Below are 23,881 nucleotides of genomic sequence, written 5' to 3'. Positions count from 1 at the left end.
GATTGCCTATTTATAACCCGTTTGCCCTGCAACTAACCCTGCGAAGTATTGCCACATTATTGAGTCTCAGGCTCATAATGAACTAGCGTTTATCGTTAATGACTGCCAGTACATTTTTTACAACTGTGTCACAGTGCGTTCCACCAAATTCATAAACGTTCATGCCTACGGTATCAAGGTAATTGAGAATGTTTTCTCGAATCAGTCGCTTTGCTCTGAAATAACGCGTTTTCACGGTGGCTTCTTTAATATTAAGAATCATCGCTACTTCACTAATACTTAACTTCTCAATCGCAAGTAAAATAAATACAACTCTATAATTTTCGGAAATCTTATCCACATTGCCATTAATAAATTGCTGTAGCTGAATATTCTCAACACTTTTCTCGGGTAGGTTATCCGGATGAGCCACGTGTAGATCTGGGCTATCACTTTGCTGTTCACCATCTAATGAATGGATATCAATAACATTCATACCGCGCTCCATTTTATATTTACGTAAATGCATTAACGCTTCATTACGCGTGATGCTGTAAAGCCAGGTTAAGAAAGACGAAGTGCCCTTAAAATCAGCAATTTTGGAATAGGCTTTAATATGCGCTTCCTGTACCACATCCATAGCCGCCGCGTCATTTTGAACGATACTGCGCGCTAAACGATAAATGCGCTGATTGTAGCGCCTCATGATACTGCCATAGGCATTAACGTTACCTGATAATATGTCCCTTATAATCATTTCATCAGTAAGCGCTTCAGCGGGTACTTCTATGCTTTCCATGGTTATTATTTGGCTTTCAGTCGAAGTCATATTGTTCTGCTCCTATTTTTTTCTAGCGATTTCTATTAACAGCGAGTGATAGCAATTGGATTTTCTATGCTCTAAAAGATCACTAGCAAAATAGTATCACTCTCAGAATTAATGCTTGTGCCTCTATCAACTTATAACAAAGAAGGCCTTTAAACCTATAAGGGTTACCTGCTAGTTATTCCAATTGCTATTAACCTTTATTGAATATTTTTGTTAATAAGTATTTTACCCACCATCGATGGATGTAAACCACATTGGTAATTTATGCTTTGAGTGATGGTATAGGTCGCACTTTCTGTGGATGATAAATCGGGTGTGATCCTTTTCCCTGTCGTGCTAATTATAATATTATGCGGTGTAATATCCTCATTGAGCCAAATAACGCGATCACCTATGTTGACGGTTAACTCCTTTGGCGAAAATTCAAATCCGGAAATTTTCACTTTATGTGCGTGATACCTTCCTTTGGCTGACTCTCCGCCGACATAACAATACTGGTTAATAAGAATAGTAACGTACCTAAGATACGTGCCCTTTTACGCCTGTAAAAGGTACGTATATTTTGCGCTTGAATGCACTGCATTAAATATTACTCTGGATCATTTCACAGTGCTTAAGGTGTGCTCTAAAAGCAGGTAATACATGCACCAACATATTCTTAAGCTCTTGGTTCTTAGCGCTAGGGATCAACTGTGTTTCGATGACTTCAATAACCGCTTTGTGGTATGCAACTTCGTGGTCAATATAACTTTTATCAAAAGCATTGCCCGTTAGTGTTTTTAATTTTTCTTCGTGGGATTGTGATTGCGCTGATAAGGCAGCCACTAAATCATTGTTTACTGGGATAACACCTAGCTTAGTAACTAACGCGACAGCCGCATTTAATACCGCTGTATGATCATTAATCATAGTACGTGCGAATTTGCGTACCTCATCATTTTTAGAGCGCTTTAGTGCAATTTCGCCAGCAGAAATATCGATGTTGTTTGCACCAACCACAATGGCCGCTATGTTTGCGTCTGTTAATTCCTGATTTTTCTCAGAAGCTTCAAGACTACAGCTACTGAGTAAGGTTAATGTGGTTACAATCGCTATTAGCTTTTTACTGTACGAATTCACACTCATTATTAAAGATTGTTTCGCTTGTGTTTGGATTATATTTTTCATCATTACTTCCTTTTAAATTGAGTTAAGGTAGTGCTCAGTTCATAAAAAACCTTGTCACTTATAATGAAGATGCAAGCAGATTGGAAAAGGTTCCCGATTTCTTTTAAAAATATTAAAGAAACGATCTCTTGGTTATTTTCACTGCTAATAGTTAGCGAGCACTCAAGCGAAAAATATTGCGATCATTCATTTTTTCAGTCAAATCTTAGGCAACTTAATTAGGCAGAGTGGCATAACAGGGGGAGGTTTTTAGGAAAAGGAGCGGTTCCATTCTTTGCAAGTAATAAATTAAATATTGGTTGAGCAGAAAGATAAACATGCGGGTAATAACACCAATTCCACTAACTAACTAACTAACTAACTAACTAACTAACTAACTAACTAACTAAGCAACCTTACTGGTTAAAAGAAGCTATTTTCACGAAGTTAACCGCTCGAAAGGCGGTAACTTCCCGCCTTCAATTAGCTCCTTTTTCCTATATAAACATAGGAAATTAAATTAATGGAATTGGTATAAAAACGACTTAAGCACAAAATAATAATCATTGAACTGAAAAAACATGCTTAATAAATCACTTATACCGCGTAATCAACATTCAAAATAATGGCTTAAATATTGTTAATAAACATATAAGCCAAAAAGTTCGAGGGCCCCAACATTTTGATGTACATAAAATTCATAGCTTAAAATATTAAGATATGGGATGCCCTCAATTATTCACAAGACTACAGATTAGAGTTTTCAAAGCGATATTTGAGATCGATGACATGATTGCTTGGCAGAGTCAGTTTTACATCCAAAGCATCTGGTAATAGATCAGCGTCTGTACTTTGATAGCGATACTCATACTGAGTAACGTTTTCGCCTCTGCTATCTTTCATGTTTTTAATCGGAAAAAATGCAAGCCCAAAGAAGTCCATATCAACCTTCCACTCTTTTACAGGGTCCACATAGTGCACTGCGTATACTAGTGAAGCATCATCAACGTATTGCAACTCTACAGTTCTAATGACTTCGCCATCTTTCTTATGGATCGCTTTTTTTATTTCTCCATTATTGTAATAATTCAACCTCAATGTATTTTTACTGACAATCAACAAGTTAAGATTTTGAACCTCTATTACTTTTTTTAAGCGCCCATCAGGGTAGTATAAATAACGGAAAATGAGTTTTGATTTATCTACCTCATTGTCTGGTGTTTGAACTCGTTTAATTAATTTCCCTTCATCACTATATTTATACTGAATGGTATACGTTGATTCTGGTTGCCCATCTAAGTTAGAGACATGCTCGTTAAACACTTTCTTTCGCTCAATGTCGACAACCTTTGTATTATGGCTATTTTTATATTCGTACTCAGAAATAAAGTTCTGCTTCGTATGGCGAATATGAGAATTAGGATTGTTGTGCTGCATTAAAGCCTTAGCGACTTTAAGTGTGCCATCAGGGTTGTATTCGTAATCAAAAGTACTATCCAAATACTTACGTTTTATTACTTTATTCTCTTGATTATAAAGGTATTCTCCAACTGTACTTTTTTCTTCCCCTATCACTTTAATAAATTTATTCACACGTAAACTGTTGCTTGCTACTGAGTTTTGGTCAACATAATCTTCAAAAACAGAATAGCGATCATACGCATAAGCTTGATAACTCATAGCCAAAGTGATGGCTGCAACGGCAAATTTTAGATTCATATTTATTTACTCTTAATTAATAGAGTCAACGCGTAAAGGGTCGCAGATAATCCAGCGCTCCTTTTTACGTATATCTTCTTATTTTTATAAATGAAAATGTCGTATGAAAACGACATTTTCGATATGTAATATGATTAGCAAAACTTAATTTTTAAAAAGTGAGATGCAAAATAATTATTTCCTTCTCACTTTTATTGATTGCTCATCACTTATAAAAAATTAACTGTTTTCACTGCCTAAAATACAGAAAGTTTTTACTTCACCTAAAGAGGGAGCAAGCGATAATGCGCTTCTTCGGCCACCATTTTCATCAAGAAGTGGGCTCTGAGTAGTTAATACATTATTTTCATCAAATCCAATTGAAAAAAGTGTGATGGAATTGTAGTACGATATTGGATCATGGAAATAAAAAGGGAGAGCAATAGTTTGGTGCTTACCATTTAAGTTGAAAGCAGATTGAATATTAGGATCACTAGAGTCAGCAAAGCCAAAGGTTTCCCTCAGGAAAGTATAGAGCTGGGGACGCGTGGCTTCATTTTTAAATTTTTGTGAAAAACCGAGTATATCTGAGAGGTCTGGAGGTCGAGATCCTGGGAATTTTTCGTTGCAACTCCGAGTTAAATTAGCCCAATAAAGATCCTCATCTATATGTACTTCTTTCCATTCTTCAGACTTAAATACATGTTCGTTAACATTGGTATTTGCGTTAGCAAAAGTACAAAGAGAAGTAGTAACTAACAGGGTCGATAGTATTAAATGCTTCATATATGTATATCCTTTTATTGTTATTGAGTATGAATTCATACATCACCAAAAAATTAAATAATAATAAATTCCATTTAATTTAAAAGTGATAATGTATATCATTAACATGTAATTGGCAACGATGTTAGCTTACAAAAAAACAATAACAACTGAAATACAATTCAAACACGTGATTAGAGCAATAGGTATGAAATAACGCATTCGCTTAATATCGATTTATTCATCAATACTGAAGTGATAAAAAAGTAAGTTATTGATAAATATTATTTCAATCATAAATATTTAAAGGTGCTATGGTGCCAAAACTCATCAACAAGGAAACTCACTATGTCTAAATTTGCACTCATTACTGGAGGCAGTCGTGGTATAGGAAAGGCTATTGCTTATTACTTTGCTCAGCAAGGGTACTCACTTATTTTAGTTTCCTTAAATAAAGAAACGCTCAATCAAACTAAGTTAGCGATACAAGCAAAATATCCTTCATGCGATATAGAAACAGTTAGCGTAGATTTTAAGAAACCAACAGACGTAGAGTCCAGCATAAAATCCATTATTGATAAGCATAATTCTATCGATGTTATGGTCAATAGCGCAGGGGTTTTAATGGCAGGCCATATAAACTTAACGCTAAATCAACTTTCTGAATTAATAAACGTAAACCTACTTTCTACCATTACAGCATGTAATTTAGTTATCGAAAAAATGACGGAACAAGGTCACGGTGAAATTTATAATATTGGCTCAACTGCAGGCTTAGAGCCAGTGCCCAAAATAGCAGCTTACTCCGCAACAAAAGCCGCTATCGTTAGTTACAGTCAATCTCTTTATCAAGAACTGCTTCCATTGGGTATTAAGGTTTGTTGTTTATGCCCGAGTGTTGTTGATACCGACATGACCAATGATGGGCGTATTATGAATAATCTAAAAATTGAAACTCAGGATTTAACCAAAGCCATCGATTTTATACGTAGCTTATCCCTTTGCGCTAGTTTGCCGACATTATCTATACGCTGTAAAACCATTGATTTAGAGAAATAATAAACTGAGCCGTTATAAATAGTAAATTTCCTTATATGTATATGAAATATATAGACGGGGATAATTTATAGGACATCAGAAACAAAAAAGCCCCAACGATTTCTCGTTAGGGCTTCATCTGAATATGGCAGAGGTGGAGAGATTCAAGCGCCAAACATACAAAGGTAGAGCTAGAGGCAATACCTAAAAATTCGTTGAACTTTATAACAGACCATTACTCATGAATGCAGCGTAAAAGATCTGTCACTTAACAAAGCGGTTAATGATCTGCTCAATTTCACCATTTTTTTTCATTTTGTAAATTTCAATATCGAACTTAATTGAAAAATCTTTTTTATAGGGAAAATTTTTCTCGGCATTAATATCTGTATATCCTAAATACCCTTCGTTACTGGAAATGACGGCGACTTCTTTCAAAACGACTCCTTTCTTGTAATGTTTCTGATACTTTCCAGATTCTTTAATTTTTTTCACATACCATGCAAAGGGAATTCTGGAAGTCACAGTACAATCCGCTCTTTCATCCAATAGAAAAGGGATAATGGTTTCCATATCACTGAGCAGAAATACGTTAATTTTTTTCTCCGCCACCAATCGAGTGAATTTTTCACCCGCCCTTCCATCACCCCGCCACATGGCAAATGTCAGGCCCTTATAATCATCCGGATATTTTATTCGGGATGCCGTCGCCAGCACTTTTTCATTGCAGACCACTACATCACGTTGCATAAGCAGTGGTAGCGAATAAGGCCAGATATACGGGCGTTTGGGTTCCGTCTCTGTCAGCCAATCATGGGCGTGAAAATAAGGCGGGAGAATTGCGAACATCATGCCTGATTCTATTTCCCTCTTTGCCCTGGTCCAAGGCAACACTTTGAAAGTGACGGTATAATCCGGCATCTTCGACACGGCGCTTTTTACTATCTCAATATAAGTGCCGGTCAATTTTCCATGTGTATCTTTGAATGCAAATGGAGGAAGAACATCATAAGTGGCAATCGTCACGTTCTGCGCAGAAAACACAACAGAATTTGAAATAAAATACATGAGAATAAAAAAAACAATCTTTTTCATACGATAAAACCCTGCCACGAAAAAAATAAAACACGGTAGCCACAAACCAATTCTTTCATGGTGTTGTGAACGTTACAGCAGAACCGTGAATCGAAATGTCATGATGATATGATGATATGGCGTTAATAATCACCACAGTGATTTTTATAATCGACCCCAGATAAAGTTTAAAGGCCCCTTTAACTGGTTCTTTTTGAGTGGTGAATACAGTCGATATGTAAATTGTAGTTTTTAAAGCGCATTATACAAAAGAGATATACGCGAAATATATGTTTGTGAGCACTTCAATTAGAACAGAATAAGGCGTAGTGAAGAGTCGGTTTCGTTGTACGTCTATGAAAATATAGATAGGGATAATTTATAGGGCATCAGAAACGAAAAAACCCCAACGATTTCTCGTTAGGGTTTCATCTGAATGTGGCAGGGGTGGAGAGATTCGAACTCCCAACATACGGATTTGGAATCCAGTTGTTTTTCTTTTAAATCAAAAGATTGAAATCATTAAAAGTGAATTTACGACTCAATACGACCTAATACGGACATATACGATTCAAAAGGCAAAAAAAACACGCTAATTAGCGTGCTTGGTTATGCAAAAGTGAATTGCATAATTATTCGTATAACGGGTATTATGGTAAATGAATAATACAAATACAGACTTTTTATTTAACACTGAATTGAATCTATTTATTTCTATTTAATCCTGTATTAAAGGGTCACTTACATGTTATAAGTTCCCTCAAATTACTACGGAACACATTATGAAATTTATTGACCTATTCGCTGGTATTGGCGGTTTCCATATAGCTTTTCACAAGCTTAATGCAGAGTGCGTTTTTGCATCAGAAATAGATAAAAATGCTCGAATTACTTACAAAGAAAACTTATATAAATACTCTCCTAATCTATTCGATTCTGGCATGTTCAATGACGATATATTAAAAATAATTTCACCCAAAGAACAAATCCCTAATTTCGACATCCTTTGTGCCGGTTTCCCTTGCCAGCCATTTAGTCAAGCAGGCTATAAAAAGGGGTTTAATGAAGATAAAGATGATCGGGGCAATATGTTTTTTAACATTTGCTCAATAATTGAAAGTAAAAGGCCAAAGGCATTTTTCTTAGAGAATGTTCGTCACATACTAAAACATGATGATGGAAAAACATTTAAAATTATTCAAGATTATTTAGAGAATCAACTTGGTTATAGCTTTCAATATAAAGTTGTCAAAGCCTCTGACCATGGACTACCTCAACATCGTCCTCGTGTATATATTGTAGGATTTCGTAAAGATATATCCAACATGCCTATATTTGAATTTCCTGAAGCGGTTCCATTAACCACAAATATGTCTGATATTTGGGGTGGGGAATGCCCTAAAAAAATAGGCTATACACTTCGCGTTGGTGGTCGTCGGTCTGGTTTACATGACCGCCGTAATTGGGATACTTATTTAGTTGATGGTGAGGTCAAAGTATTATCCCCAGTCGAAGGGATAAAAATGATGGGATTTCCTGATGACTTTTCATTTCCAGTATCTACAACCCAGGCTATGAAACAGCTAGGTAATAGCGTAGCTGTAAATGCAGTCGAAGCAACCGCTGCAAAAATAATAAATTATTTAAAAACACATAACTCCATATTTTTAAATTAATAAGGTTTAATTTTGTCAGAAATACACTCAAAAAGAAATGCAGGTGAATGGGCTGAATTTTATGTTTTACTAAACGTACTTTCAGAAGGACGTTTATACGCTGCCGATGGCTCATTAAATAAACTCAATGATAATTATTTTCCGGTTATTTCAATTGAAATGCAACGTTCTGATAGTATAAAACAAAATCCAATTCCTGTTATTTATCATGTCGATACTAGAAATAAAGAAATAAAAGTGGAGTCCGATGGTTGTACGGATTACATCAAAATGATTGATTTTAAAGATGAGGCAGATCGTTTTTTTAAAATAATATCTTCTAGGAAAGGACGCGCTTTTTTAGTACCTGAAATATCTTCTATTTTAGATAAGCTAAAGAACCCAGTAACGAAACAATCATCTTCAAAAAAAGCTGATATACATATCGTTATTCATGATGTTATGACTGGTTTTGAAAATGAAGTTGGTTTTAGTATAAAATCAAAGCATAGCTCACCTGCAACTTTAATAAATGCATCAGGACAGACTTTATTTCAATATAAGATAACAAAGCCTTATAAGATTAACGATACTTATGAGATAAGTAATTTATTAGAACCGCATCAATATGATAGGGATGATTTACCTATTGATACAGGCCCTAAAGGTCGAGTGAAATTATTGCTAGAAGCAGGTTATTTTTTATCATTTAATAGAATTAAAAGTAATAATTTTCAAGAGAATATTCTCATTATTGACTCTTCTTTAGATGTTATATTATCCGAATGCTTACTTGTATTTATGAGTTCAAAAATAACTAGCCTCTCTGAAATAGTTGATATAGTTGCTGTAAAGAATCCTTGTAATTTTACTACTAAAGATTCCACCAGATTACTCGACTTTTACAAATATAAAATTAAACGTCTTATTGTAGATGCGGCTCTAGGCATGCAACCTAAAAGACCATGGTCTGGCGAATATGATGCATCTGGAGGCTATATTGTAGTGAAAGAAACTGGTGACGTAGTTTGTTATCACCTTTATAATTGGAATGCTCTTCAAGATTATCTTTATTACAATCTTCGATTTGAAACTCCTTCTTCTACAGGACAGGGAAGTAAAAAATCATATAATTATGCACTTCATTATACAGAACATAATAATGATTTTATGGACATTTGCCTTCAATTACGTTTTAAGTAATTTACTGAACAGGTGAATATAAATAAATATGCGTAAAATCACTATTATGTTAAACACCCGTTTTGGCATATGAAAATAACAGGTTAGTAAAAACATTTGAACGAACCGCTTAAAACGAGTGGTTCATTGTTAGTGCCGGCATTAATTAAGCTTGTTAATATTTTGTTTCAAATTGAGCGTTTTCCGAGGGTAAAAAACGTTATTTGATTTGATGCCCTTTTCACTGCCAAACGGTTAAAAGAGATAGTTTTAATTATTCTCTAATGGATTTAATTTAACAGCATCGGCTAAATGTTCCGGTGCTAAATGGGCGTAGCGCATGGTTGTTTCTATTGTGCTGTGCCCTAAAATATCTTTGAGTACAACGATATTTCCCCCCTTCATAATAAAGTGGCTAGCAAATGAATGTCGTAGAACGTGGGAAAGTTGCCCTTTGGGTAATTGGATAAACGCCGCTTTTATCGCAACACGATACGCATTAATACAGCCTATAAATAATCGTTGGTCACCAGACTTGCCAAGCTCGTCTAGTTCATTAAATAACGAATTAGAAATGGGTACCGTTCTATTTTTACCGCTCTTAGTGTCTAAATAAGTGATCTTGTTATTGATAACTTGAGATGCTTTTAACCCCTCCGCTTCACTCCACCTTGCCCCCGTTGCCAAACAAATTTTAACGACTGGTGATAATGATTTATTACTTGAACGTTCACACATTTTTAATAACGTGCTTATTTCGTCAAAGGTTAAAAAACGTAAACCTTTTTCAGTCTCTTTGAACTGGCGAATGTTGGTTAATGGGTTTTCATAAGTGATCACACCTAAGCGTTTCAACTCGTTAAAAACAGCACGTAAATAAGCATGCTCTCGATTAATCGTCGTCGTTGAAACTTCACTTACTCGCTTTTCACGGTATCGTGCAAACACTTCACTGGAGAACAACGCTCCTATAGGGTTATCTAATTCATTCGCTACCCAAAGAAGCTTTTTACATCTGGGATAACCGTCTTTTAAAACATTGCCATGAAGCCTATACCAGATATTAATCAATTTGCTCAACGTTCTATTATCACGTTGCATCTCTTCACGAATGTGATTTTCTGTTCTATTTTTAAGACGTTTTTGATATCCGAGCGCATCAATTCGCAAGTTGAATTCACGACTTGCATCCGCATCGGTTATCCATTTATTACCTTTTTGAATCAACATATTGCACCCCATCGGTAAAACATCTTCATGCAGTTGCTTATGCTCGCTTTTCCGTCTCGTCTTCGATAAGACCGCAACTTAATAAAATAGAAAAATCAGGGCAAACCTGACCTGACTCAAGAGCTGTATCACCCGTCATTAACCATAACGTGTACTTTTTTAACTGTTCATGCGTTGTAATTTTTAGCAATCCCTCACTGGTAGGGTGCCTTTTCTCTTGCTCATAACCTTGTAGTGTTCCTATAGGTAAATCAATGAGTTGACTGAAATCGACTTGATTTAAGCGCTCACAAATTCGTATTGATTTTATTTTTTTTCCTAAATTCATGTTGATTACCTCTTTCGTTTGGCCTAGTATACTGGGACGTACGGGTCAGCAGTTGCGATTGCGCACTAATACGCACATATACGAACTTTTAGTTTACCACTTGAGGAGTACTTTAATCATGAGTATTGAGAAAACTGTAATACATATCACCGCCCCTGCGCCCTTTATGGCATTGAATCGCTTTTGTTTTTTAACGGGTATGTCTGTTTCTCGTGTTAAACGCATGGTAAGCGAAGGTGAAATGCCAATTATCCCCCGTCAATCTGAACGCCAAACGGTACTGATTGATTTAGTTGAAGTTTATAAGTTGGTTGACTCTGGTCAATTCAAACTAGAAACACACACGTTGGAGAGTGAATAATGAAGAACTATCAAAAAAGAGTAGTTGAAGAAAAAAAAGAGTTAGATAAAAAAATAAGTGATCTAAAGGGTTTTCTTTTATCCGATGATTTAAGAGAACGCGTTTTATTGAGCGAAATATCGAGGCTAACAAAACAATTTAACCTCATGATGGGCTATTCAGAAATTTTGGAATTGAGAATTGAACGCTTTGATTTTGAAGATGTGGCGTAATGAATAGTCAAACTCACATTAATTCAATTTACGAACAACTAAATCAATCAAGCCGTGGTGCCATTTTGTGGGATAGCTTAACCCATGAAGAGCGTTCATTTTTCTGTGTTGTGGCTAAGGTCGGCAAGAAAACAGATGTTATTGAAACGGCTAAAAAGAAGCTATGCGAATTAAACGATTTAGAGCGCATTAGAATATTGAAGAAAATACAGGGTTTAAGCCGATTAACTGCGCCCTTTTCTAATTTATCGCGCTATGAGTTCAAGTAATGATTAGCCGTAATATTTTTAATACTCAACCTAAATTATTAACCTCTATGAATTCGCGCTTTTCAGATAAAGGCCGTGAAATCCTTTTGCTTAAATGGGCGGATGAAAAACAACAGGCAACCAAGTTAATCAATAAACTATTGCCTGTTGAATGCGCTAATGATGTCTATTTGCGCTATGTAAAAAAGTGGAATAGTAATGCTTATAATGGGCGATATTCTGCCCTTCAATGGTTACGTGGTGAAATCGCAAAGCTTTCAAGTGCTTTGCAATTTTTCCCTGTATCACTCAATAAATTAAAAACAATCAAACTACGTAAGGCACAAGCTAAATTGTGTGCTGATGCATGTCAGGCGATTTTAATAGATTGCACTTCACCAATAAATATTGGCCTGTTCCCCACTGAAAAAAAGATGCTTGAATATGCCAACTTTTGGCACTTCACACCTACCCCACCCACCGCACGATTAATTCAAGAAGAAAACGAAAGCAAGGGTGAGTACAAGCTGAGAAAGAATGAATTATTGGCTATGGGTCGTATTGAGCGTTTACGCACTGATAAATGGTGGGAGGCTAAAATAGAACGTGCTTACATGCAATTTTGCGAACACTGTCGAATAATTAGCGGTAAAACGCGTTTGGGCGTTTCAAAATATGTGAGTGAAACAGGCCGTAAGGAATTTGTTTCACGTAAAAAAGCAGGTGATCTCTATATTGAAAAAATGGTTGCTCGTAATACCGAAACAGGGGAAGAAATTCCCATGCGTGGCGTAGTTGATGGAAGCATTGCAAACAAAGAGCTTAGACGTACTGAATTAATGGTTAGGATGCGCGGTTTTGAAGATACCGCAGATGAACATAAATTAATGGGTGGTTTCTTTACGATTACCGCTCCCTCTAAATATCACGCTTTTACAGCGGTTGAACGAAAAGACAAATGGTCATCGGTAAATAACAAACACTACCAAGGCTATAACCCATCACAAACACAAAACTACCTTTGTGCTACATGGCAAAAAGCCAGAGCAAAATTAAACAGATTAGAGATCCCTTTAATGGGGTTTCGTGTTGCTGAGCCTCACCATGATGGAACACCACATTGGCATGCTCTTTTCTTTTTTGCACCCGAACATGAAGGGGAAATTTTAGACGTCCTGCAGGAATACTTTTTAGCCGAAGATAGAGAGGAGTTAGGCGAAGATATTACCCCTCGCTTTGACTATAAACGCATTGATAAAAAACGTGGTACCGCTACGGGTTACATTGCTAAATACATTGCTAAAAATATAGATGGTTACAAATTAGATGACAGTGCCAAAGGTGAAGCGTTATCTGCTTGTGCATGGGCTTCATTGTGGGGTATTCGCCAATTTCAACAAATAGGCGGTGCACCTGTGGGCGTATGGCGTGAATTGCGCAGACTACCAAGCACCAATATTAAAACCGAAACTGAAAACGAAGAAAGTCCCGCACAAATCAAATCATTTATAGATCTTAAAAACGAAAAGCACCCGCTCGAATTAGCCCGTTATAGCGCGGACATTGGCAACTGGTCAATGTACCTCTTATCAATGGGCGGTATTTTTTGCCCTCGCTCATTAATGCCTGTTTCACTGACTTATAAGCAAGTCGAAAACAGCTACGGAGAGCTTGTTAATAAAACACAGGGTGTTGAGTCTTTAGGTCTTGAAAAAGTCACTAGAGAGGGTTCATGGGAGATAGTCAGAGCCACAAAAACACAGGAGAGCAATGCAGTTAGAAAACGTCAGTTTTCCCCTTGGAGTTCTGTCAATAACTGTACGCACTCAGATAAATCGAAATTAAATCCGAAGCAAAAAAACAAACAAAAAGGGGTCGTGGGTAGTGAAAAATCAAAATATAGAGAGTGACCAATTTAAAAAAGTCGTTTTACTCTCCGAAAAATCAGAAAAAATATTAATCAAATTTTCTGAGACGTTAAAAGAGAGCAAATTTACTGCATTAATGGGAATGGTTAGTAATGGCGCACCCGTTGAAGTGATCAAAGCGCTTGAAGATTTTCAACAATGTAATGCATTTTTTAAACGTGAATTAATGCAATACAAAGCCAATCAAGGGGAATGTTAAGTGGAAAATAAAAATGAAATATTGGGTTACATCAAATGCAATACCTGCAAAGAGCCAAAATCAGTCAAGCAAGGCACAGGAAAGCGCATTAAATATGTTCATGCCCGTTGTTCATGCGGTCCAGACACAAGAACAGGTGCAATGGCGCAAGCTGAATTAAAAACATTTAAACCATTGGAAGAAATTGAAGCTGAAATTTCACTTCAAAATAAACCGTTAGATGAATGCAATATTGTGAATATTAAATCCAATAAGGAACCGGTTAAATATTCACAAAAACAAGTAGAAAAGCCTGTTATTAAAACAGGTGGAATGAGTACCCCCGCTAGTGTTGGCGTGGGTGTTGTAGTTGGCCTCTGTTTTGGTGGTCTAATTAAATTTATTAAGGCGGTAGCGTAATGGAAAATATTGAGAATAACGAAATGGAATCAAACCTAATCATTGAAGAAGAGATCATTCAAAACACAATTGAAGAAACTGATTTTTTAAATACGTTGGATGATGGGGAAAGTACTGAAGCAACGCCCGCAATTGATGAATCTTTATTATTGGCACAAGGCGAAATGACAGCGGTCGCTTTGCTTGGTGCGGGTGAGGGGTTAGTTAAGCAATTTGGTCACAAAAGCTTTGAGCTTGAAAAGGCACAAAAAGAAAATGTGAGTAAGAGTTTTGCACCTCTCTTTGTTAAATATGGCGGTGAACTTCCACCGTGGTTTTTACAATATAAAGAAGAAATCATGTTTACCTTTGCATTGGGAACGCTGTGTTTTACTTCTTTAACTCAAGTTAAAGCCCTCAAAAAAGTGGATGCAGAAAAGGTGGCCAGTAAACCTAAAAAAGAGGCGGAGACAGATGCAACCAGTTAACCCCAATAACGAACTTAAAAACGGGCACATTTTTGCAGTTGGTATGAGTGGTTGCGGTAAAACCTCAGCGGTTAAAAAGCTATTTATCAAAGCGAGTGACCACGTTGCATTTTTTGACCCAGTTGGAGATTATCAGGGCAAGGTCGCAGGCGGTGTAGTGCGTGGCTATTCAAACTTAAAAGCCTTTGCTAGTGCATTAATTGCAGGGCGAAAAACAAAGCAGGGCTTTAAGATTGCTTATCAACCCAAGCATGAAACCACGGTAAAAGATTTTGACGCTTTTTGTGGTGTCATTTGGGCGCTTGGCAATGGTAAGCATAAAAAACCATTTAAAGTGATCTGTGAAGAAGTTGCAGAGCATAGTTTAAATGCAGGTAAGGCCACTGGTTATCACGGCAAGCTTTTACGTTTAGGTCGTAAGTTTAATGTCCATACTATCAACCTGTTTCAACGTGGTCAGGAAGTATCAAAAACCATTGTTGATAATTGCCAACGGGCTTGTGTGATGATGCAAAAAACAAAGGCAAGTGCAGTTTATTTAGAAAAAATGACAGGTATCCCCTCTAAAGAGATAGAGCAATTAGAGCCACTTGATTACATTTTGCAGGATGGAAAGCAGTTTAAAACGGGCGTTATAAAGTGGTAATTTGTGACCTACGCCTCACTTACGCGTTATTTAAACGCAATAACGAAAAATAGTATTAGGAATCAAAGGGAATAAATAGCGCTTACTAAGGCCACTCAATAAAGCTACTCATCTGAGTGGCTTTTTTTTTAAGCTAATTAAGGCAAATAAATTATGAAAAAATCTCACGTGATTACTGCAGGCATTGCGCTTGTCGTTGCGGGTCTGGTTGTTTGGGCTTCAAATAATGTTGGCGCTGTTGAAGATGTAATCGGTTAATTAAAGCCTTGCATCTCATTTAACTTTTTAAAAATTAAGGAAGACAAAATGTCTCAACTTTTAGCATTTAATCGTGGTCGATATGCACCAAAGCCACACGAATTAAACCCAATGAATGCCGTAGGTTACGGTCAAAAAGCGAATTTACGCTTAGTTTGTGGCCCCACTTATCAAAACATTGAAATCAAACATAACCTTAATGTGACTGATATTTTAAAAGTATCTATGACATTAGGTGGCAAAGAGTTTGTTTCGCTTACAGGCGTTGAATTAAACGAACTAGCAAAACAGCGCAAGCTTTACGTTGAAGCAGGCCGTTTAGTGATTCCATTCTCTAACCCTCAAATGCGCACCCGCCAAGGCGTCCGAGCAGGTGAATTAGTTACGTTAGAAAATGACCATATTATGATTTATGTTGAGCTTAAAACCTCTGCAAGTGCATCTGATAGTGAAATCGTACCCGAAATAAAACTTCGTGCACAAACAACGCAAGCGCAACCTGAACGCTTTTTTTTACCGCGCCTATTTACACTTGATTGGACAGCTAACCAAAGCGGTGAAACTCCGTTTGATTGGCAAGACCGCGACCCACGCAGAACGTTACGCCGTTTAATTTTTCAAGCGCCAGATATTACAAAGGTTGAAATTAAACGAGATGACTTGGTTGAATTTGAGTCAACAAGTGCTGATAACTCTTTTGATTTAATCAGTAATGGCCGCTCCCCCCTAACCAATGCTTATGTGCTTGATTTCTTACAGTATGGCTTTGCAGAAGATGGGCGTTTTCCAACGTTTGCGCGTAAGTCTTTAGATTTTCGCATTACTAAAACCAATGCGGGAAATATTCGTTTGCTTGTTGACCAAATTGAACAAGTGAAAGCACTCCCTCAGTAATAGTAGGTGATTCATGTTTGATTTTTTAGAAGATTTGGGGGAAACGATACTGGACGTTGGCAAGCTTGCCGCCGTTGATAAATATATTGATGAGCCCAAAGCGAAAAAGGAACCGCTAGCTGTAGCTAGACCGCCTTTGGCTGTTGCTACGCCATCGGCTTATCAGCAATATCAAAAACCTGTTGCGGTTAATAATAACGGTGCGCCAGTGCAAACCGTTACTACAACGCCACTATTAAATAACAACATGTTAATGATTGCAGGCGGTGTAGTGGCTCTGCTTCTTGTTTTAGTAGTAATTAGACGATAAAGGGGAAGTTTATGCCACTTTTAATCATTCCAATTGTTGCCGCCATTTCAGGCGGTGCAGGTTGGTGGGCAGGCAGTAACACAAATAAAGTGCTTCTTATCGGTGCATTTATTGGTGGTGGTTACTTGGTTTATAAGTCTCAAGGTGGTAAATAATTATGCTTGGAGCAATGACTAGTTTAACGGGGGGCGGTGGTTTAACGGGGGGCGCGGCAACCGCAACAAGCGGTGACACTTCTTTTGGTGGTAAAGCCTACGGTGGAGTTAACTTTGGTGGCCCTAAAGCTTCGGGCTTAGCGGTTTCACCTGTTGTTGCCATCGGTATTGTTGTTGTAATTGCATTATTTCTACTTAAGAAATAATGAAACAACTAAACGTGTGGAATAAAGCGACCAAAAAGCAGTTATCCCCGGCTTTAAATAACGCCAAAGGCACAATTAAACGCGAAGTATTAACGGGTGTTTCTAAGCTTTGGAGTTTTAACGACGGGGAGTTATTGGCAGTAACAAGGTTAGAGGGTAGCGAATTTGTTTTAGTTGCTGTGGCTGGTAAAAGTTTACGCAAGTACACGCCAGAAATTTACAGTTATGCAAAACGGGTTGGCGCTTCAACGTTGCGAGTACACACCCAAGTTCCCAAGGCCATAGGCCGAGCATTGCGCGCTTATCCTTTTAAATTAATCGAGGTGCGCGAATCCCTATTTAATAAAACAGAGTTTGTTTATAGGATGGATTTATACAATGAATAAAAAACAAAAAAATAAATTAAAAAAATCAGCAAGTAAATCAGAGCGAAACCTTTTTTTACCTCAAGCTGAATTTTCTAACTCCTCCCCTATGCGTGGCACTGCTTATGCAAAAAACGGGGTGAATTATGGGTGGTAGCTCCTCAAATAAAAGCGCACAAACTGACAATACTAATTATGATAATCGCGCTATTCAGCAGGAAGAAAACAGCGGGATTCAAGTATTGGGAGAGGGTAATACCATTCACTCTACCACCACCGACCACGGCGCTATGGATGCAGCCGAAGAGATTGCGCAAACTGCAGGAAAATTGGGGGCTAATGCTTTCGATACAGCGGATAGTTTAGGCCAAAACGCAATGAGTACCGCTGTTAATTTAGCTAGCATTTCAGCAGAAACAACCGAAGCAAGCTTTGATTTTGCTGAATCGGTGGCGCTTGATTCTTTGGATGGTATGCAGGAATTAAGCGCTGATGTAGTTGATAAATTAGCGCAATCTAACTTTGATAATACACAAGTGATTGCAGGCATTAGCTCAAGCCAAATGCGATCTAATGATGAGCAATTAAATGCCATTACTGAGCTTGCTAAATCAGCGCAAACAGGTGGCGCCACTGAAATGAGCAAACAACAAACAAAAGTAATTGCCATTGCTGTGGTGGGTGGGATTGTGATGATTGGCTTTATTATGTGGGGAATGAAAACACGATGATTATTAATCAAACTTTACAGGTAGGTGCAGAGCCGATGTTATCAGCAGAGGGGAGTTTTATTTTTGTTGATTCTGCTGATGGATTAATTGAAATAACAACCGACTCAGGCCGAAATTACTCACTGAATCGTTGGGACCAAGTTCAAGTGCCACAAGGTGAGGACTTTAAAGCGATAACAATCCGCAATATGCACGACTCAGCTAATCATGTTGTGATTAAAACAGGCCATGGAAAATTTTACCCTGCTAATGATGGGGGTAGTACAAATGCAGTTATTACGGCAATGCCAAGCGTGCAATTTTCAGCAGGACAAAGCTTTTTAGTTGATAATTTCCCGCTTATACAGTCAGTCAAACAAAGTGGTTTACTTGATGTAAGCGTGAACAACCTCCCGCTTATACAGTCAGTCAAACAAAGTGGTTTACTTGATGTAAGCGTGAACAACCTCCCTGCTATTCAGTCAGTTAGCCAGAGCGGGCAATGGCTAGCACAGCAAGCAGGTTTATGGGATGTAAGCATTAATAACTTACCTACGGTACAAAAAGTAGATGCTGTTAAATCTGCAATTTACACGCCCCTGGTTAAAGCTGACTTTGCCAGTAATAACCACGTTGTTGCTGAAAACCTAAACCGTAAGACGCTAATCATTAAAGCGTCGCCATTAAACACTGGTGCTATTTGGATTGGTGAAACGGCTGATAACGGATTGCCCCTTTTTGCAGGGGAAAAAATTGAACTATCAACCACTGCAGAGGTAAATTTATTTGCAGTGGTAATTACTGATAACTGCTACTTAAGCGAGGTTAACTAATTATGTTTCAACTTGGTACAGGCTCAGACCTTAATAAAATAAACGAAATTGAAGAACACTTAAAATCATTGCCGACAGAAATAACGGGTAACTTAATAGATTTAAAACTCTTAAATTATAACGATCAAAGAATTGATTCTCATAACGGCACTGATACCGTTTCATTTTTTTTAAATGAAAATGTTAACTTTATTACGCTAGCACTGGAACGCATGCCTTCGAGTAACTTCGATAAGGACAAGGAAGACCCTACATGGGTTAATTCACCAACTGATACGATTCATATAGACCTGTTGAATGCTGAGGGCGCTTCAACATGTCATTACCCTAAAATTATCTTTAACAAAGTACCGCAATTTTCATCTACGTATCACTTGCAAATTATTGCGCCAAAAAATGCAGTTGAATTGCAGGTAAATCTACAAAAGGCAGATGGAAAATACATTGTTATTCTTAGTCATCAAGCCGACTTTTAGCAATGAAATTGTTAACGCCATTACTTTTAACGATTGGAGTTATAGGGATTTATACCATGAATAAAAAACAAATAGATAAAGCTGTAAGCGGGTTTGCCTTATCCTCTCGCAGTAATACAAAAATGCTTGGGGTGGAAAATGATTTAAAAAAGGTTACTCGTCGGGCGCTTGAGTTATCAGCATTTGATTTTGCTATTACGTCTGGCCACCGAACAGAAGCAGAGCAACATGATTTATATTTAAAGGGTCATTCTCAATTGGATGGAGTAAACCGCAAAAGTAAACATCAACATGCAAAAGCCATTGATTTTATGGCCTACGATGAAAGCGGAAAACCTACTTGGGATATGCATTACTACCGTGAAATTAGCGAAGCATTTAAACAAGCAAGCCGTGAATTAAACATCCCTATTGTTTGGGGCGGTGATTGGAATAGCTTCAAAGATGGTCCACATGTGGAGTTAGCATGATTACATTACTAGGTGCTTTCATAACAGGCGGGTTTAGTGCATTTAAAGCGGTTCGTAAAAATAAAGCAGATGAAATTAAGCAAGCGGGTGAGTTAAAAGCCTCAATTTCAACAGCTAAACGAAAACGCGTTGCACAGGGTGATGCGAGTGCAGGGAAGCTAGACGAAATTAACTTAAGTGATCGTGGTTGGAAAGATGAGTATTTGTTATTAATCACAACCGCCCCGCTCATACTTAGTTTCATTCCTGATTATGCTAAATATGTTGACCTTGGATTTACCGCACTAAAGAGCGTGCCAGAGCATTACTGGTACTGCCTTGCAATGGTTTACATTGATACGTTCGGCTTCCGTAGAATGTTGCGTGTTGCCGTTGAGCACTGGTTAAGTAAAAAATATAGGGTGGCTTAAATGGATTTTCCTGCAGTAGCATTGCTTGCAAACCTTGGAATATCCCCAATCGCAATAGGAGTGGCTTGGATAGGTTGGCAGTTAGTAAAAATTAATCGGGGTATTCAAGGTACATTGCTCGCGCATGAAAAGCGCATTGATAAGATTGAGTGGGAAAAAGAAAACACACCACAAAAGTAATCAGCTCATACCCTAGAAACAAAAAAAGCCACTCAATGAGTGGCTTTTTCATGCGCAGAGAATAGTTATTCACTATTACTGCATAATTTGGCAGGGGTGGAGAGATTCGAACTCCCAACATACGGATTTGGAATCCGTCGTTCTGCCGTTGGAACTACACCCCTGCTGACAAAGCGAATAATACCTAAGCCAAAAATAATGTAAAGCTCCTTTTAATGAAACCCTCTTCGACTGCCTACAATTCCAACAATAACGTTAAATAACCGCTAAAAATGCCAACTTGCGCATGATTATTCACTTCAATATTTAAGTGAAAGAAACGAATGCACCTAGTTTCCATTGCTTGCCGTCACACACTGGTGTAGTTTGCTATTTCTAACACTTGTTTATAAAGGACGTTTAATCAATGAGTTTCCCACAGCCGATCATCAAACCCGCAAATCCAAATTTTTCATCTGGCCCCTGCGCAAAGCGCCCTGGCTACGATATTAATCAGTTAGATCTTTCTGCATTAGGCCGCTCACACCGTTCTAATATCGGTAAAGACGCATTGCAAAAAGTCATCTCCGATACGGCTGAGCTTTTACAATTACCAGAAGGTTACCGCGTAGGTATTGTGCCAGCGTCAGATACCGGTGCGATGGAAATGATCATGTGGTCGATGTTAGGCCCGCGTGCGGTTGATGTTTGTTACTGGGAATCATTTGGTCAAGGTTGGTATGCAGATATCACTAAGCAGTTAAAACTTGATAACGTTAATCAGATTACTGCAGATTACGGACAGCTTCCTGATTTAAGCAAAGTGAACCCAGCGAATGATTGTATCTTCACGTGGAACGGCACAACCTCTGGCGTTAAAGTTAAAAATGGCGATTTTATTGCAGATGACCGTGAAGGTTTAACCATTTGTGATGCGACTTCAGCTGTTTTCGCAATGGAAATGCCATGGGAAAAATTAGACGTCACGACGTTTAGCTGGCAGAAAGTATTAGGTGGCGAAGGCGCACACGGTATTATCATTTTAAGCCCCCGTGCTGTTAAGCGTTTAGAAAGTTATACACCAAGCTGGCCAATGCCTAAAATATTCCGCTTAACTGCGGGTGGTAAGTTAATTGAAGGTATCTTTAAAGGCGCAACAATTAATACTCCTTCTATGCTTTGTGTTGCTGATTATCAAGACGCATTAGATTGGGTTAAATCAATTGGCGGTGTTGAACAAAGCATTCAAAAATCACAGGATAACTTAACTGTATTAAGTAAATTTGTAGCAAAAAATGAATGGATTAACTTCTTAGCAAGTGATGAAGCAACACGCTCTAATACCAGTGTTTGTTTATCGCTTGATTTAACTGATGAACAAATTAAACAATTTATTCAAGTGCTTGCGGATAACCAAGTTGCCTTTGACATTGGCGCTTACAAAGATGCGCCTAGTGGTTTACGTATTTGGTGTGGCAGTACCGTTGAACAAAGTAACCTTGAAGCATTAATACCTTGGTTAACCTGGGCATATCAACAGGTCAGCGCGTAAAAACGTTGTAATACAAGCGCTGTTATTAACGGCGTAGCAGTAAAAATATAAAACAGTCTGAAGCCTTACTTTCAAAAAGTATTTTAAAATACGCAGAATAAGGCTTCAGCTCTGCCTCTTCGACAAAAGTCACTAACACAGCCTCGCAATACTAAAGTGCCAGTACCTCACATCAAAACACACAACTCAGGCTAAAACTTGCCTGAAAAATAGAAAGCATCACTCAAATAGAGTGCAGTCACTGAAATTACGTCATACAATCCCATCAACGCATCTTATTTTTTCTTCGATTTAAATAATAAGATCACGCAATTAAAAATAACCGAGGTAACTCATGACTGAGCAACAATTTGATTTCGATTACATCTGTATTGGCGGTGGTAGTGGTGGTATTGCATCTGCTAATCGTGCATCAATGTATGGCGCAAAAGCAGCTATCATTGAAGCAAAAGACCTTGGTGGTACCTGTGTAAATGTGGGTTGTGTGCCTAAAAAAGTAATGTGGCATGGCGCACAAGTTGCTGAAGCGATTAACTTATACGCAGAAGATTACGGTTTTGACTTAGATGTAAAAAGTTTTAACTGGGCAAAAATGGTTGAAAACCGTCAAGCTTATATTGGCCGTATTCACGAATCATACGATCGTGTTTTAGGTAATAATAACGTTGAAGTGATTAAAGGTTTTGCGACCTTTGTTGATAAAAACACAGTTGAAGTAAACGGTAAACAATACAGTGCAAAACACATCACTATCGCAACGGGTGGTCGTCCAACGATCCCTAATGTTCCCGGTGCAGAATTCGGTATCGACTCAAACGGTTTCTTCGATATTGTTGAGCAACCTAAACGTGTTGCAGTTGTAGGCGCAGGTTATATCGCAGTAGAAATCGCCGGTGTATTAAGCGCGCTAGGCACTGAAACACATATTTTTGTACGTAAAGAATCGCCACTACGTAGCTTTGATCCACTGATCGTTGATACCTTAGTAGAAGTAATGGCAGCTGAAGGCCCTACGCTACATACAAACAGCACACCAAAAGAAGTGATTAAAGAATCTGATGGTAGCCTGACACTACACCTTGAAAATGGTGAGTCATTTAACGTCGATACACTTATTTGGGCCATTGGTCGCCACCCTGCTACAGATGTTATTAATTTACAAGCAACGGGCGTTGCAACCAACGATCGTGGTTACATCAAAGTAGACGCTTATCAAGAAACGAATATCCCAGGCATCTATTGTGTGGGTGATATTATGGAAGGTGGCGTAGAGCTAACACCTGTAGCCATTAAAGCGGGTCGTCAACTTGCTGAGCGTTTATTCAATAACAAGCCCGATGCTAAAATGGATTACGATTTAATCCCAACAGTCGTCTTCAGCCACCCACCAATCGGTACAATTGGTTTAACTGAGCGACAAGCGATTGAACAGTACGGCGAGAAAAGTGTGAAGGTTTATCAATCAGGCTTTACGGCAATGTACACAGCCGTGACAAAACATCGTCAACCTTGCAAAATGAAGTTAGTTTGTGCCGGTGAAAACGAAGTGGTTGTGGGATTACACGGTATTGGTTTTGCTGTTGATGAAATGATTCAAGGTTTCTCAGTGGCAATGAAAATGGGCGCAACAAAAGCTGATTTTGATTCGTCTATCGCCATTCATCCAACGGGTTCAGAAGAATTTGTAACAATGAGATAG

Annotated in this window: 33 protein-coding genes and 1 tRNA gene; 25 read left to right on the top strand and 9 right to left on the bottom strand. The window is 37.9% G+C overall.

Going from position 1 to position 23,881, the window contains the following annotated elements; translation table 11 throughout:
* Positions 1 to 82 precede the first annotated feature (82 nt).
* From CXF74_RS07165 to CXF74_RS07145, 5 genes are all read right to left on the bottom strand, one after another.
* The gene (locus CXF74_RS07165; RefSeq protein WP_101081729.1) at positions 83 to 808 is read right to left on the bottom strand and encodes an RNA polymerase sigma factor; all 726 of its coding nucleotides are present in this window, start codon (positions 806 to 808) and stop codon (positions 83 to 85) included.
* A 197-nt stretch (positions 809 to 1,005) separates the two neighbouring features.
* On the bottom strand, positions 1,006 to 1,251 hold the full coding sequence (locus tag CXF74_RS07160; protein ID WP_157822348.1) for a plastocyanin/azurin family copper-binding protein: 246 nt from the start codon (positions 1,249 to 1,251) through the stop codon (positions 1,006 to 1,008).
* 139 nt (positions 1,252 to 1,390) lie between these two features.
* Entirely contained in the window at positions 1,391 to 1,975 is a 585-nt protein-coding gene (locus tag CXF74_RS07155) for a DUF4142 domain-containing protein (RefSeq protein WP_157822347.1), read from the bottom strand.
* A gap of 726 nt (positions 1,976 to 2,701) precedes the next feature.
* The gene (locus CXF74_RS07150) at positions 2,702 to 3,673 is read right to left on the bottom strand and encodes a hypothetical protein (RefSeq protein ID WP_101081726.1); all 972 of its coding nucleotides are present in this window, start codon (positions 3,671 to 3,673) and stop codon (positions 2,702 to 2,704) included.
* Positions 3,674 to 3,892: 219 nt separating this feature from the next.
* Positions 3,893 to 4,438: a hypothetical protein gene (locus CXF74_RS07145; protein WP_101081725.1), complete on the bottom strand. Its 546-nt coding sequence runs from the start codon at positions 4,436 to 4,438 to the stop codon at positions 3,893 to 3,895.
* 327 nt (positions 4,439 to 4,765) lie between these two features.
* Here CXF74_RS07145 and CXF74_RS07140 point away from each other — a divergent pair, with 327 nt between their 5' ends.
* Positions 4,766 to 5,476 (top strand): SDR family NAD(P)-dependent oxidoreductase, encoded by a 711-nt coding sequence (locus tag CXF74_RS07140; protein ID WP_101081724.1) that lies wholly within the window; start codon positions 4,766 to 4,768, stop codon positions 5,474 to 5,476.
* 243 nt (positions 5,477 to 5,719) lie between these two features.
* On the opposite strand, the gene CXF74_RS07135 is transcribed toward CXF74_RS07140, so the two are convergent.
* A complete protein-coding gene (locus CXF74_RS07135; protein ID WP_101081723.1) occupies positions 5,720 to 6,550 on the bottom strand; it encodes a substrate-binding periplasmic protein in 831 nt (276 codons plus the stop codon).
* Between the two features lie 761 nt (positions 6,551 to 7,311).
* Between CXF74_RS07135 and CXF74_RS07130 the strand changes: the two genes are divergently transcribed.
* Positions 7,312 to 8,205, top strand: coding sequence for a DNA cytosine methyltransferase (locus tag CXF74_RS07130; RefSeq protein ID WP_101081722.1), 894 nt, complete (start codon positions 7,312 to 7,314; stop codon positions 8,203 to 8,205).
* Between the two features lie 12 nt (positions 8,206 to 8,217).
* Complete coding sequence (locus CXF74_RS07125) at positions 8,218 to 9,387, top strand: HpaII family restriction endonuclease (RefSeq protein ID WP_157822346.1); 1,170 nt, start codon at positions 8,218 to 8,220, stop codon at positions 9,385 to 9,387.
* Between the two features lie 249 nt (positions 9,388 to 9,636).
* Here CXF74_RS07125 and CXF74_RS07120 read toward each other — a convergent pair whose 3' ends face one another.
* Together CXF74_RS07120 and CXF74_RS07115 are read right to left on the bottom strand one after the other, a co-directional pair.
* A complete protein-coding gene (locus CXF74_RS07120) occupies positions 9,637 to 10,596 on the bottom strand; it encodes a phage integrase (protein WP_101081720.1) in 960 nt (319 codons plus the stop codon).
* Positions 10,597 to 10,633: 37 nt separating this feature from the next.
* The gene (locus CXF74_RS07115) at positions 10,634 to 10,924 is read right to left on the bottom strand and encodes a helix-turn-helix transcriptional regulator (RefSeq protein WP_101081719.1); all 291 of its coding nucleotides are present in this window, start codon (positions 10,922 to 10,924) and stop codon (positions 10,634 to 10,636) included.
* 118 nt (positions 10,925 to 11,042) lie between these two features.
* On the opposite strand from CXF74_RS07115, the gene CXF74_RS07110 reads away from it, so the two are divergent.
* From CXF74_RS07110 to CXF74_RS07025, 20 genes are all read left to right on the top strand, one after another.
* Complete coding sequence (locus tag CXF74_RS07110) at positions 11,043 to 11,285, top strand: hypothetical protein (RefSeq protein ID WP_101081718.1); 243 nt, start codon at positions 11,043 to 11,045, stop codon at positions 11,283 to 11,285.
* A complete protein-coding gene (locus tag CXF74_RS07105; RefSeq protein ID WP_101081717.1) occupies positions 11,285 to 11,497 on the top strand; it encodes a crAss001_48 related protein in 213 nt (70 codons plus the stop codon). The genes CXF74_RS07110 and CXF74_RS07105 overlap by 1 nt, the downstream gene beginning before the upstream one ends.
* Positions 11,497 to 11,766, top strand: a complete 270-nt coding sequence (locus CXF74_RS07100; RefSeq protein ID WP_101081716.1) for a hypothetical protein — start codon at positions 11,497 to 11,499, stop codon at positions 11,764 to 11,766. Before CXF74_RS07105 ends, CXF74_RS07100 begins: the two co-directional genes overlap by 1 nt.
* Complete coding sequence (locus CXF74_RS07095) at positions 11,766 to 13,655, top strand: replication endonuclease (RefSeq protein ID WP_101081715.1); 1,890 nt, start codon at positions 11,766 to 11,768, stop codon at positions 13,653 to 13,655. Before CXF74_RS07100 ends, CXF74_RS07095 begins: the two co-directional genes overlap by 1 nt.
* Positions 13,630 to 13,872: a hypothetical protein gene (locus CXF74_RS07090; RefSeq protein ID WP_101081714.1), complete on the top strand. Its 243-nt coding sequence runs from the start codon at positions 13,630 to 13,632 to the stop codon at positions 13,870 to 13,872. The genes CXF74_RS07095 and CXF74_RS07090 overlap by 26 nt, the downstream gene beginning before the upstream one ends.
* Positions 13,873 to 14,271: a hypothetical protein gene (locus tag CXF74_RS07085; protein ID WP_101081713.1), complete on the top strand. Its 399-nt coding sequence runs from the start codon at positions 13,873 to 13,875 to the stop codon at positions 14,269 to 14,271.
* Positions 14,271 to 14,738 carry a hypothetical protein gene (locus CXF74_RS07080; RefSeq protein WP_101081712.1) on the top strand — a complete coding sequence of 156 codons (468 nt, stop codon included), beginning with the start codon at positions 14,271 to 14,273 and terminating at the stop codon, positions 14,736 to 14,738. The genes CXF74_RS07085 and CXF74_RS07080 overlap by 1 nt, the downstream gene beginning before the upstream one ends.
* Positions 14,725 to 15,384, top strand: a complete 660-nt coding sequence (locus CXF74_RS07075; RefSeq protein WP_101081711.1) for an ATPase — start codon at positions 14,725 to 14,727, stop codon at positions 15,382 to 15,384. The genes CXF74_RS07080 and CXF74_RS07075 overlap by 14 nt, the downstream gene beginning before the upstream one ends.
* 306 nt (positions 15,385 to 15,690) lie before the next feature.
* Complete coding sequence (locus CXF74_RS07070) at positions 15,691 to 16,536, top strand: major capsid protein P2 (protein WP_101081710.1); 846 nt, start codon at positions 15,691 to 15,693, stop codon at positions 16,534 to 16,536.
* Positions 16,537 to 16,549: 13 nt separating this feature from the next.
* Positions 16,550 to 16,846: a hypothetical protein gene (locus tag CXF74_RS07065; RefSeq protein WP_101081709.1), complete on the top strand. Its 297-nt coding sequence runs from the start codon at positions 16,550 to 16,552 to the stop codon at positions 16,844 to 16,846.
* 11 nt (positions 16,847 to 16,857) lie between these two features.
* Positions 16,858 to 17,001 carry a hypothetical protein gene (locus CXF74_RS22165; protein WP_198552808.1) on the top strand — a complete coding sequence of 48 codons (144 nt, stop codon included), beginning with the start codon at positions 16,858 to 16,860 and terminating at the stop codon, positions 16,999 to 17,001.
* 2 nt (positions 17,002 to 17,003) lie between these two features.
* Positions 17,004 to 17,207 (top strand): hypothetical protein, encoded by a 204-nt coding sequence (locus tag CXF74_RS07060; protein ID WP_101081708.1) that lies wholly within the window; start codon positions 17,004 to 17,006, stop codon positions 17,205 to 17,207.
* On the top strand, positions 17,207 to 17,593 hold the full coding sequence (locus CXF74_RS07055; protein ID WP_101081707.1) for a hypothetical protein: 387 nt from the start codon (positions 17,207 to 17,209) through the stop codon (positions 17,591 to 17,593). The genes CXF74_RS07060 and CXF74_RS07055 overlap by 1 nt, the downstream gene beginning before the upstream one ends.
* On the top strand, positions 17,586 to 17,729 hold the full coding sequence (locus tag CXF74_RS21920) for a hypothetical protein (RefSeq protein WP_157822345.1): 144 nt from the start codon (positions 17,586 to 17,588) through the stop codon (positions 17,727 to 17,729). Before CXF74_RS07055 ends, CXF74_RS21920 begins: the two co-directional genes overlap by 8 nt.
* Positions 17,719 to 18,303: a hypothetical protein gene (locus CXF74_RS07050; protein ID WP_101081706.1), complete on the top strand. Its 585-nt coding sequence runs from the start codon at positions 17,719 to 17,721 to the stop codon at positions 18,301 to 18,303. The genes CXF74_RS21920 and CXF74_RS07050 overlap by 11 nt, the downstream gene beginning before the upstream one ends.
* Positions 18,300 to 19,115, top strand: coding sequence for a hypothetical protein (locus tag CXF74_RS07045; RefSeq protein WP_101081705.1), 816 nt, complete (start codon positions 18,300 to 18,302; stop codon positions 19,113 to 19,115). Before CXF74_RS07050 ends, CXF74_RS07045 begins: the two co-directional genes overlap by 4 nt.
* 2 nt (positions 19,116 to 19,117) lie before the next feature.
* Entirely contained in the window at positions 19,118 to 19,591 is a 474-nt protein-coding gene (locus CXF74_RS07040) for a hypothetical protein (RefSeq protein WP_101081704.1), read from the top strand.
* A gap of 56 nt (positions 19,592 to 19,647) precedes the next feature.
* A complete protein-coding gene (locus CXF74_RS07035) occupies positions 19,648 to 20,061 on the top strand; it encodes a M15 family metallopeptidase (RefSeq protein WP_101081703.1) in 414 nt (137 codons plus the stop codon).
* A complete protein-coding gene (locus tag CXF74_RS07030; RefSeq protein WP_101081702.1) occupies positions 20,058 to 20,471 on the top strand; it encodes a hypothetical protein in 414 nt (137 codons plus the stop codon). The genes CXF74_RS07035 and CXF74_RS07030 overlap by 4 nt, the downstream gene beginning before the upstream one ends.
* Complete coding sequence (locus tag CXF74_RS07025; RefSeq protein ID WP_101081701.1) at positions 20,472 to 20,651, top strand: hypothetical protein; 180 nt, start codon at positions 20,472 to 20,474, stop codon at positions 20,649 to 20,651. It abuts the gene before it with no gap.
* Positions 20,652 to 20,739: 88 nt separating this feature from the next.
* Here CXF74_RS07025 and CXF74_RS07020 read toward each other — a convergent pair.
* Positions 20,740 to 20,815, bottom strand: a tRNA-Trp gene (locus tag CXF74_RS07020).
* Between the two features lie 242 nt (positions 20,816 to 21,057).
* Between CXF74_RS07020 and CXF74_RS07015 the strand changes: the two genes are divergently transcribed.
* Positions 21,058 to 22,182: a phosphoserine transaminase gene (locus CXF74_RS07015; protein WP_101081700.1), complete on the top strand. Its 1,125-nt coding sequence runs from the start codon at positions 21,058 to 21,060 to the stop codon at positions 22,180 to 22,182.
* Between the two features lie 334 nt (positions 22,183 to 22,516).
* The gene (gene gorA / locus CXF74_RS07010; protein WP_101081699.1) at positions 22,517 to 23,881 is read left to right on the top strand and encodes a glutathione-disulfide reductase; all 1,365 of its coding nucleotides are present in this window, start codon (positions 22,517 to 22,519) and stop codon (positions 23,879 to 23,881) included.

The sequence above is a fragment of the Psychromonas sp. Urea-02u-13 genome (genome assembly GCF_002835995.1).
GTDB lineage: Bacteria > Pseudomonadota > Gammaproteobacteria > Enterobacterales > Psychromonadaceae > Psychromonas.
This window is presented reverse-complemented; position numbering and strand designations above follow the sequence as displayed.

Excerpts from the sequence above, each read along its gene's own strand:
- CXF74_RS07165 (WP_101081729.1), bottom strand. The coding sequence starts at position 808 with ATGACTTCGACTGAAAGCCAAATAATAACCATGGAAAGCATAGAAGTA.
- CXF74_RS07155 (WP_157822347.1), bottom strand. The coding sequence starts at position 1,975 with ATGAAAAATATAATCCAAACACAAGCGAAACAATCTTTAATAATGAGT.
- CXF74_RS07150 (WP_101081726.1), bottom strand. The coding sequence starts at position 3,673 with ATGAATCTAAAATTTGCCGTTGCAGCCATCACTTTGGCTATGAGTTAT.
- CXF74_RS07145 (WP_101081725.1), bottom strand. The coding sequence starts at position 4,438 with ATGAAGCATTTAATACTATCGACCCTGTTAGTTACTACTTCTCTTTGT.
- CXF74_RS07140 (WP_101081724.1), top strand. The coding sequence starts at position 4,766 with ATGTCTAAATTTGCACTCATTACTGGAGGCAGTCGTGGTATAGGAAAG.
- CXF74_RS07135 (WP_101081723.1), bottom strand. The coding sequence starts at position 6,550 with ATGAAAAAGATTGTTTTTTTTATTCTCATGTATTTTATTTCAAATTCT.
- CXF74_RS07130 (WP_101081722.1), top strand. The coding sequence starts at position 7,312 with ATGAAATTTATTGACCTATTCGCTGGTATTGGCGGTTTCCATATAGCT.
- CXF74_RS07120 (WP_101081720.1), bottom strand. The coding sequence starts at position 10,596 with ATGTTGATTCAAAAAGGTAATAAATGGATAACCGATGCGGATGCAAGT.
- CXF74_RS07115 (WP_101081719.1), bottom strand. The coding sequence starts at position 10,924 with ATGAATTTAGGAAAAAAAATAAAATCAATACGAATTTGTGAGCGCTTA.
- CXF74_RS07110 (WP_101081718.1), top strand. The coding sequence starts at position 11,043 with ATGAGTATTGAGAAAACTGTAATACATATCACCGCCCCTGCGCCCTTT.
- CXF74_RS07105 (WP_101081717.1), top strand. The coding sequence starts at position 11,285 with ATGAAGAACTATCAAAAAAGAGTAGTTGAAGAAAAAAAAGAGTTAGAT.
- CXF74_RS07100 (WP_101081716.1), top strand. The coding sequence starts at position 11,497 with ATGAATAGTCAAACTCACATTAATTCAATTTACGAACAACTAAATCAA.
- CXF74_RS07095 (WP_101081715.1), top strand. The coding sequence starts at position 11,766 with ATGATTAGCCGTAATATTTTTAATACTCAACCTAAATTATTAACCTCT.
- CXF74_RS07080 (WP_101081712.1), top strand. The coding sequence starts at position 14,271 with ATGGAAAATATTGAGAATAACGAAATGGAATCAAACCTAATCATTGAA.
- CXF74_RS07075 (WP_101081711.1), top strand. The coding sequence starts at position 14,725 with ATGCAACCAGTTAACCCCAATAACGAACTTAAAAACGGGCACATTTTT.
- CXF74_RS07070 (WP_101081710.1), top strand. The coding sequence starts at position 15,691 with ATGTCTCAACTTTTAGCATTTAATCGTGGTCGATATGCACCAAAGCCA.
- CXF74_RS07065 (WP_101081709.1), top strand. The coding sequence starts at position 16,550 with ATGTTTGATTTTTTAGAAGATTTGGGGGAAACGATACTGGACGTTGGC.
- CXF74_RS22165 (WP_198552808.1), top strand. The coding sequence starts at position 16,858 with ATGCCACTTTTAATCATTCCAATTGTTGCCGCCATTTCAGGCGGTGCA.
- CXF74_RS07060 (WP_101081708.1), top strand. The coding sequence starts at position 17,004 with ATGCTTGGAGCAATGACTAGTTTAACGGGGGGCGGTGGTTTAACGGGG.
- CXF74_RS07055 (WP_101081707.1), top strand. The coding sequence starts at position 17,207 with ATGAAACAACTAAACGTGTGGAATAAAGCGACCAAAAAGCAGTTATCC.
- CXF74_RS21920 (WP_157822345.1), top strand. The coding sequence starts at position 17,586 with ATGAATAAAAAACAAAAAAATAAATTAAAAAAATCAGCAAGTAAATCA.
- CXF74_RS07050 (WP_101081706.1), top strand. The coding sequence starts at position 17,719 with ATGGGTGGTAGCTCCTCAAATAAAAGCGCACAAACTGACAATACTAAT.
- CXF74_RS07045 (WP_101081705.1), top strand. The coding sequence starts at position 18,300 with ATGATTATTAATCAAACTTTACAGGTAGGTGCAGAGCCGATGTTATCA.
- CXF74_RS07040 (WP_101081704.1), top strand. The coding sequence starts at position 19,118 with ATGTTTCAACTTGGTACAGGCTCAGACCTTAATAAAATAAACGAAATT.
- CXF74_RS07035 (WP_101081703.1), top strand. The coding sequence starts at position 19,648 with ATGAATAAAAAACAAATAGATAAAGCTGTAAGCGGGTTTGCCTTATCC.
- CXF74_RS07030 (WP_101081702.1), top strand. The coding sequence starts at position 20,058 with ATGATTACATTACTAGGTGCTTTCATAACAGGCGGGTTTAGTGCATTT.
- CXF74_RS07025 (WP_101081701.1), top strand. The coding sequence starts at position 20,472 with ATGGATTTTCCTGCAGTAGCATTGCTTGCAAACCTTGGAATATCCCCA.
- CXF74_RS07015 (WP_101081700.1), top strand. The coding sequence starts at position 21,058 with ATGAGTTTCCCACAGCCGATCATCAAACCCGCAAATCCAAATTTTTCA.
- gorA (WP_101081699.1), top strand. The coding sequence starts at position 22,517 with ATGACTGAGCAACAATTTGATTTCGATTACATCTGTATTGGCGGTGGT.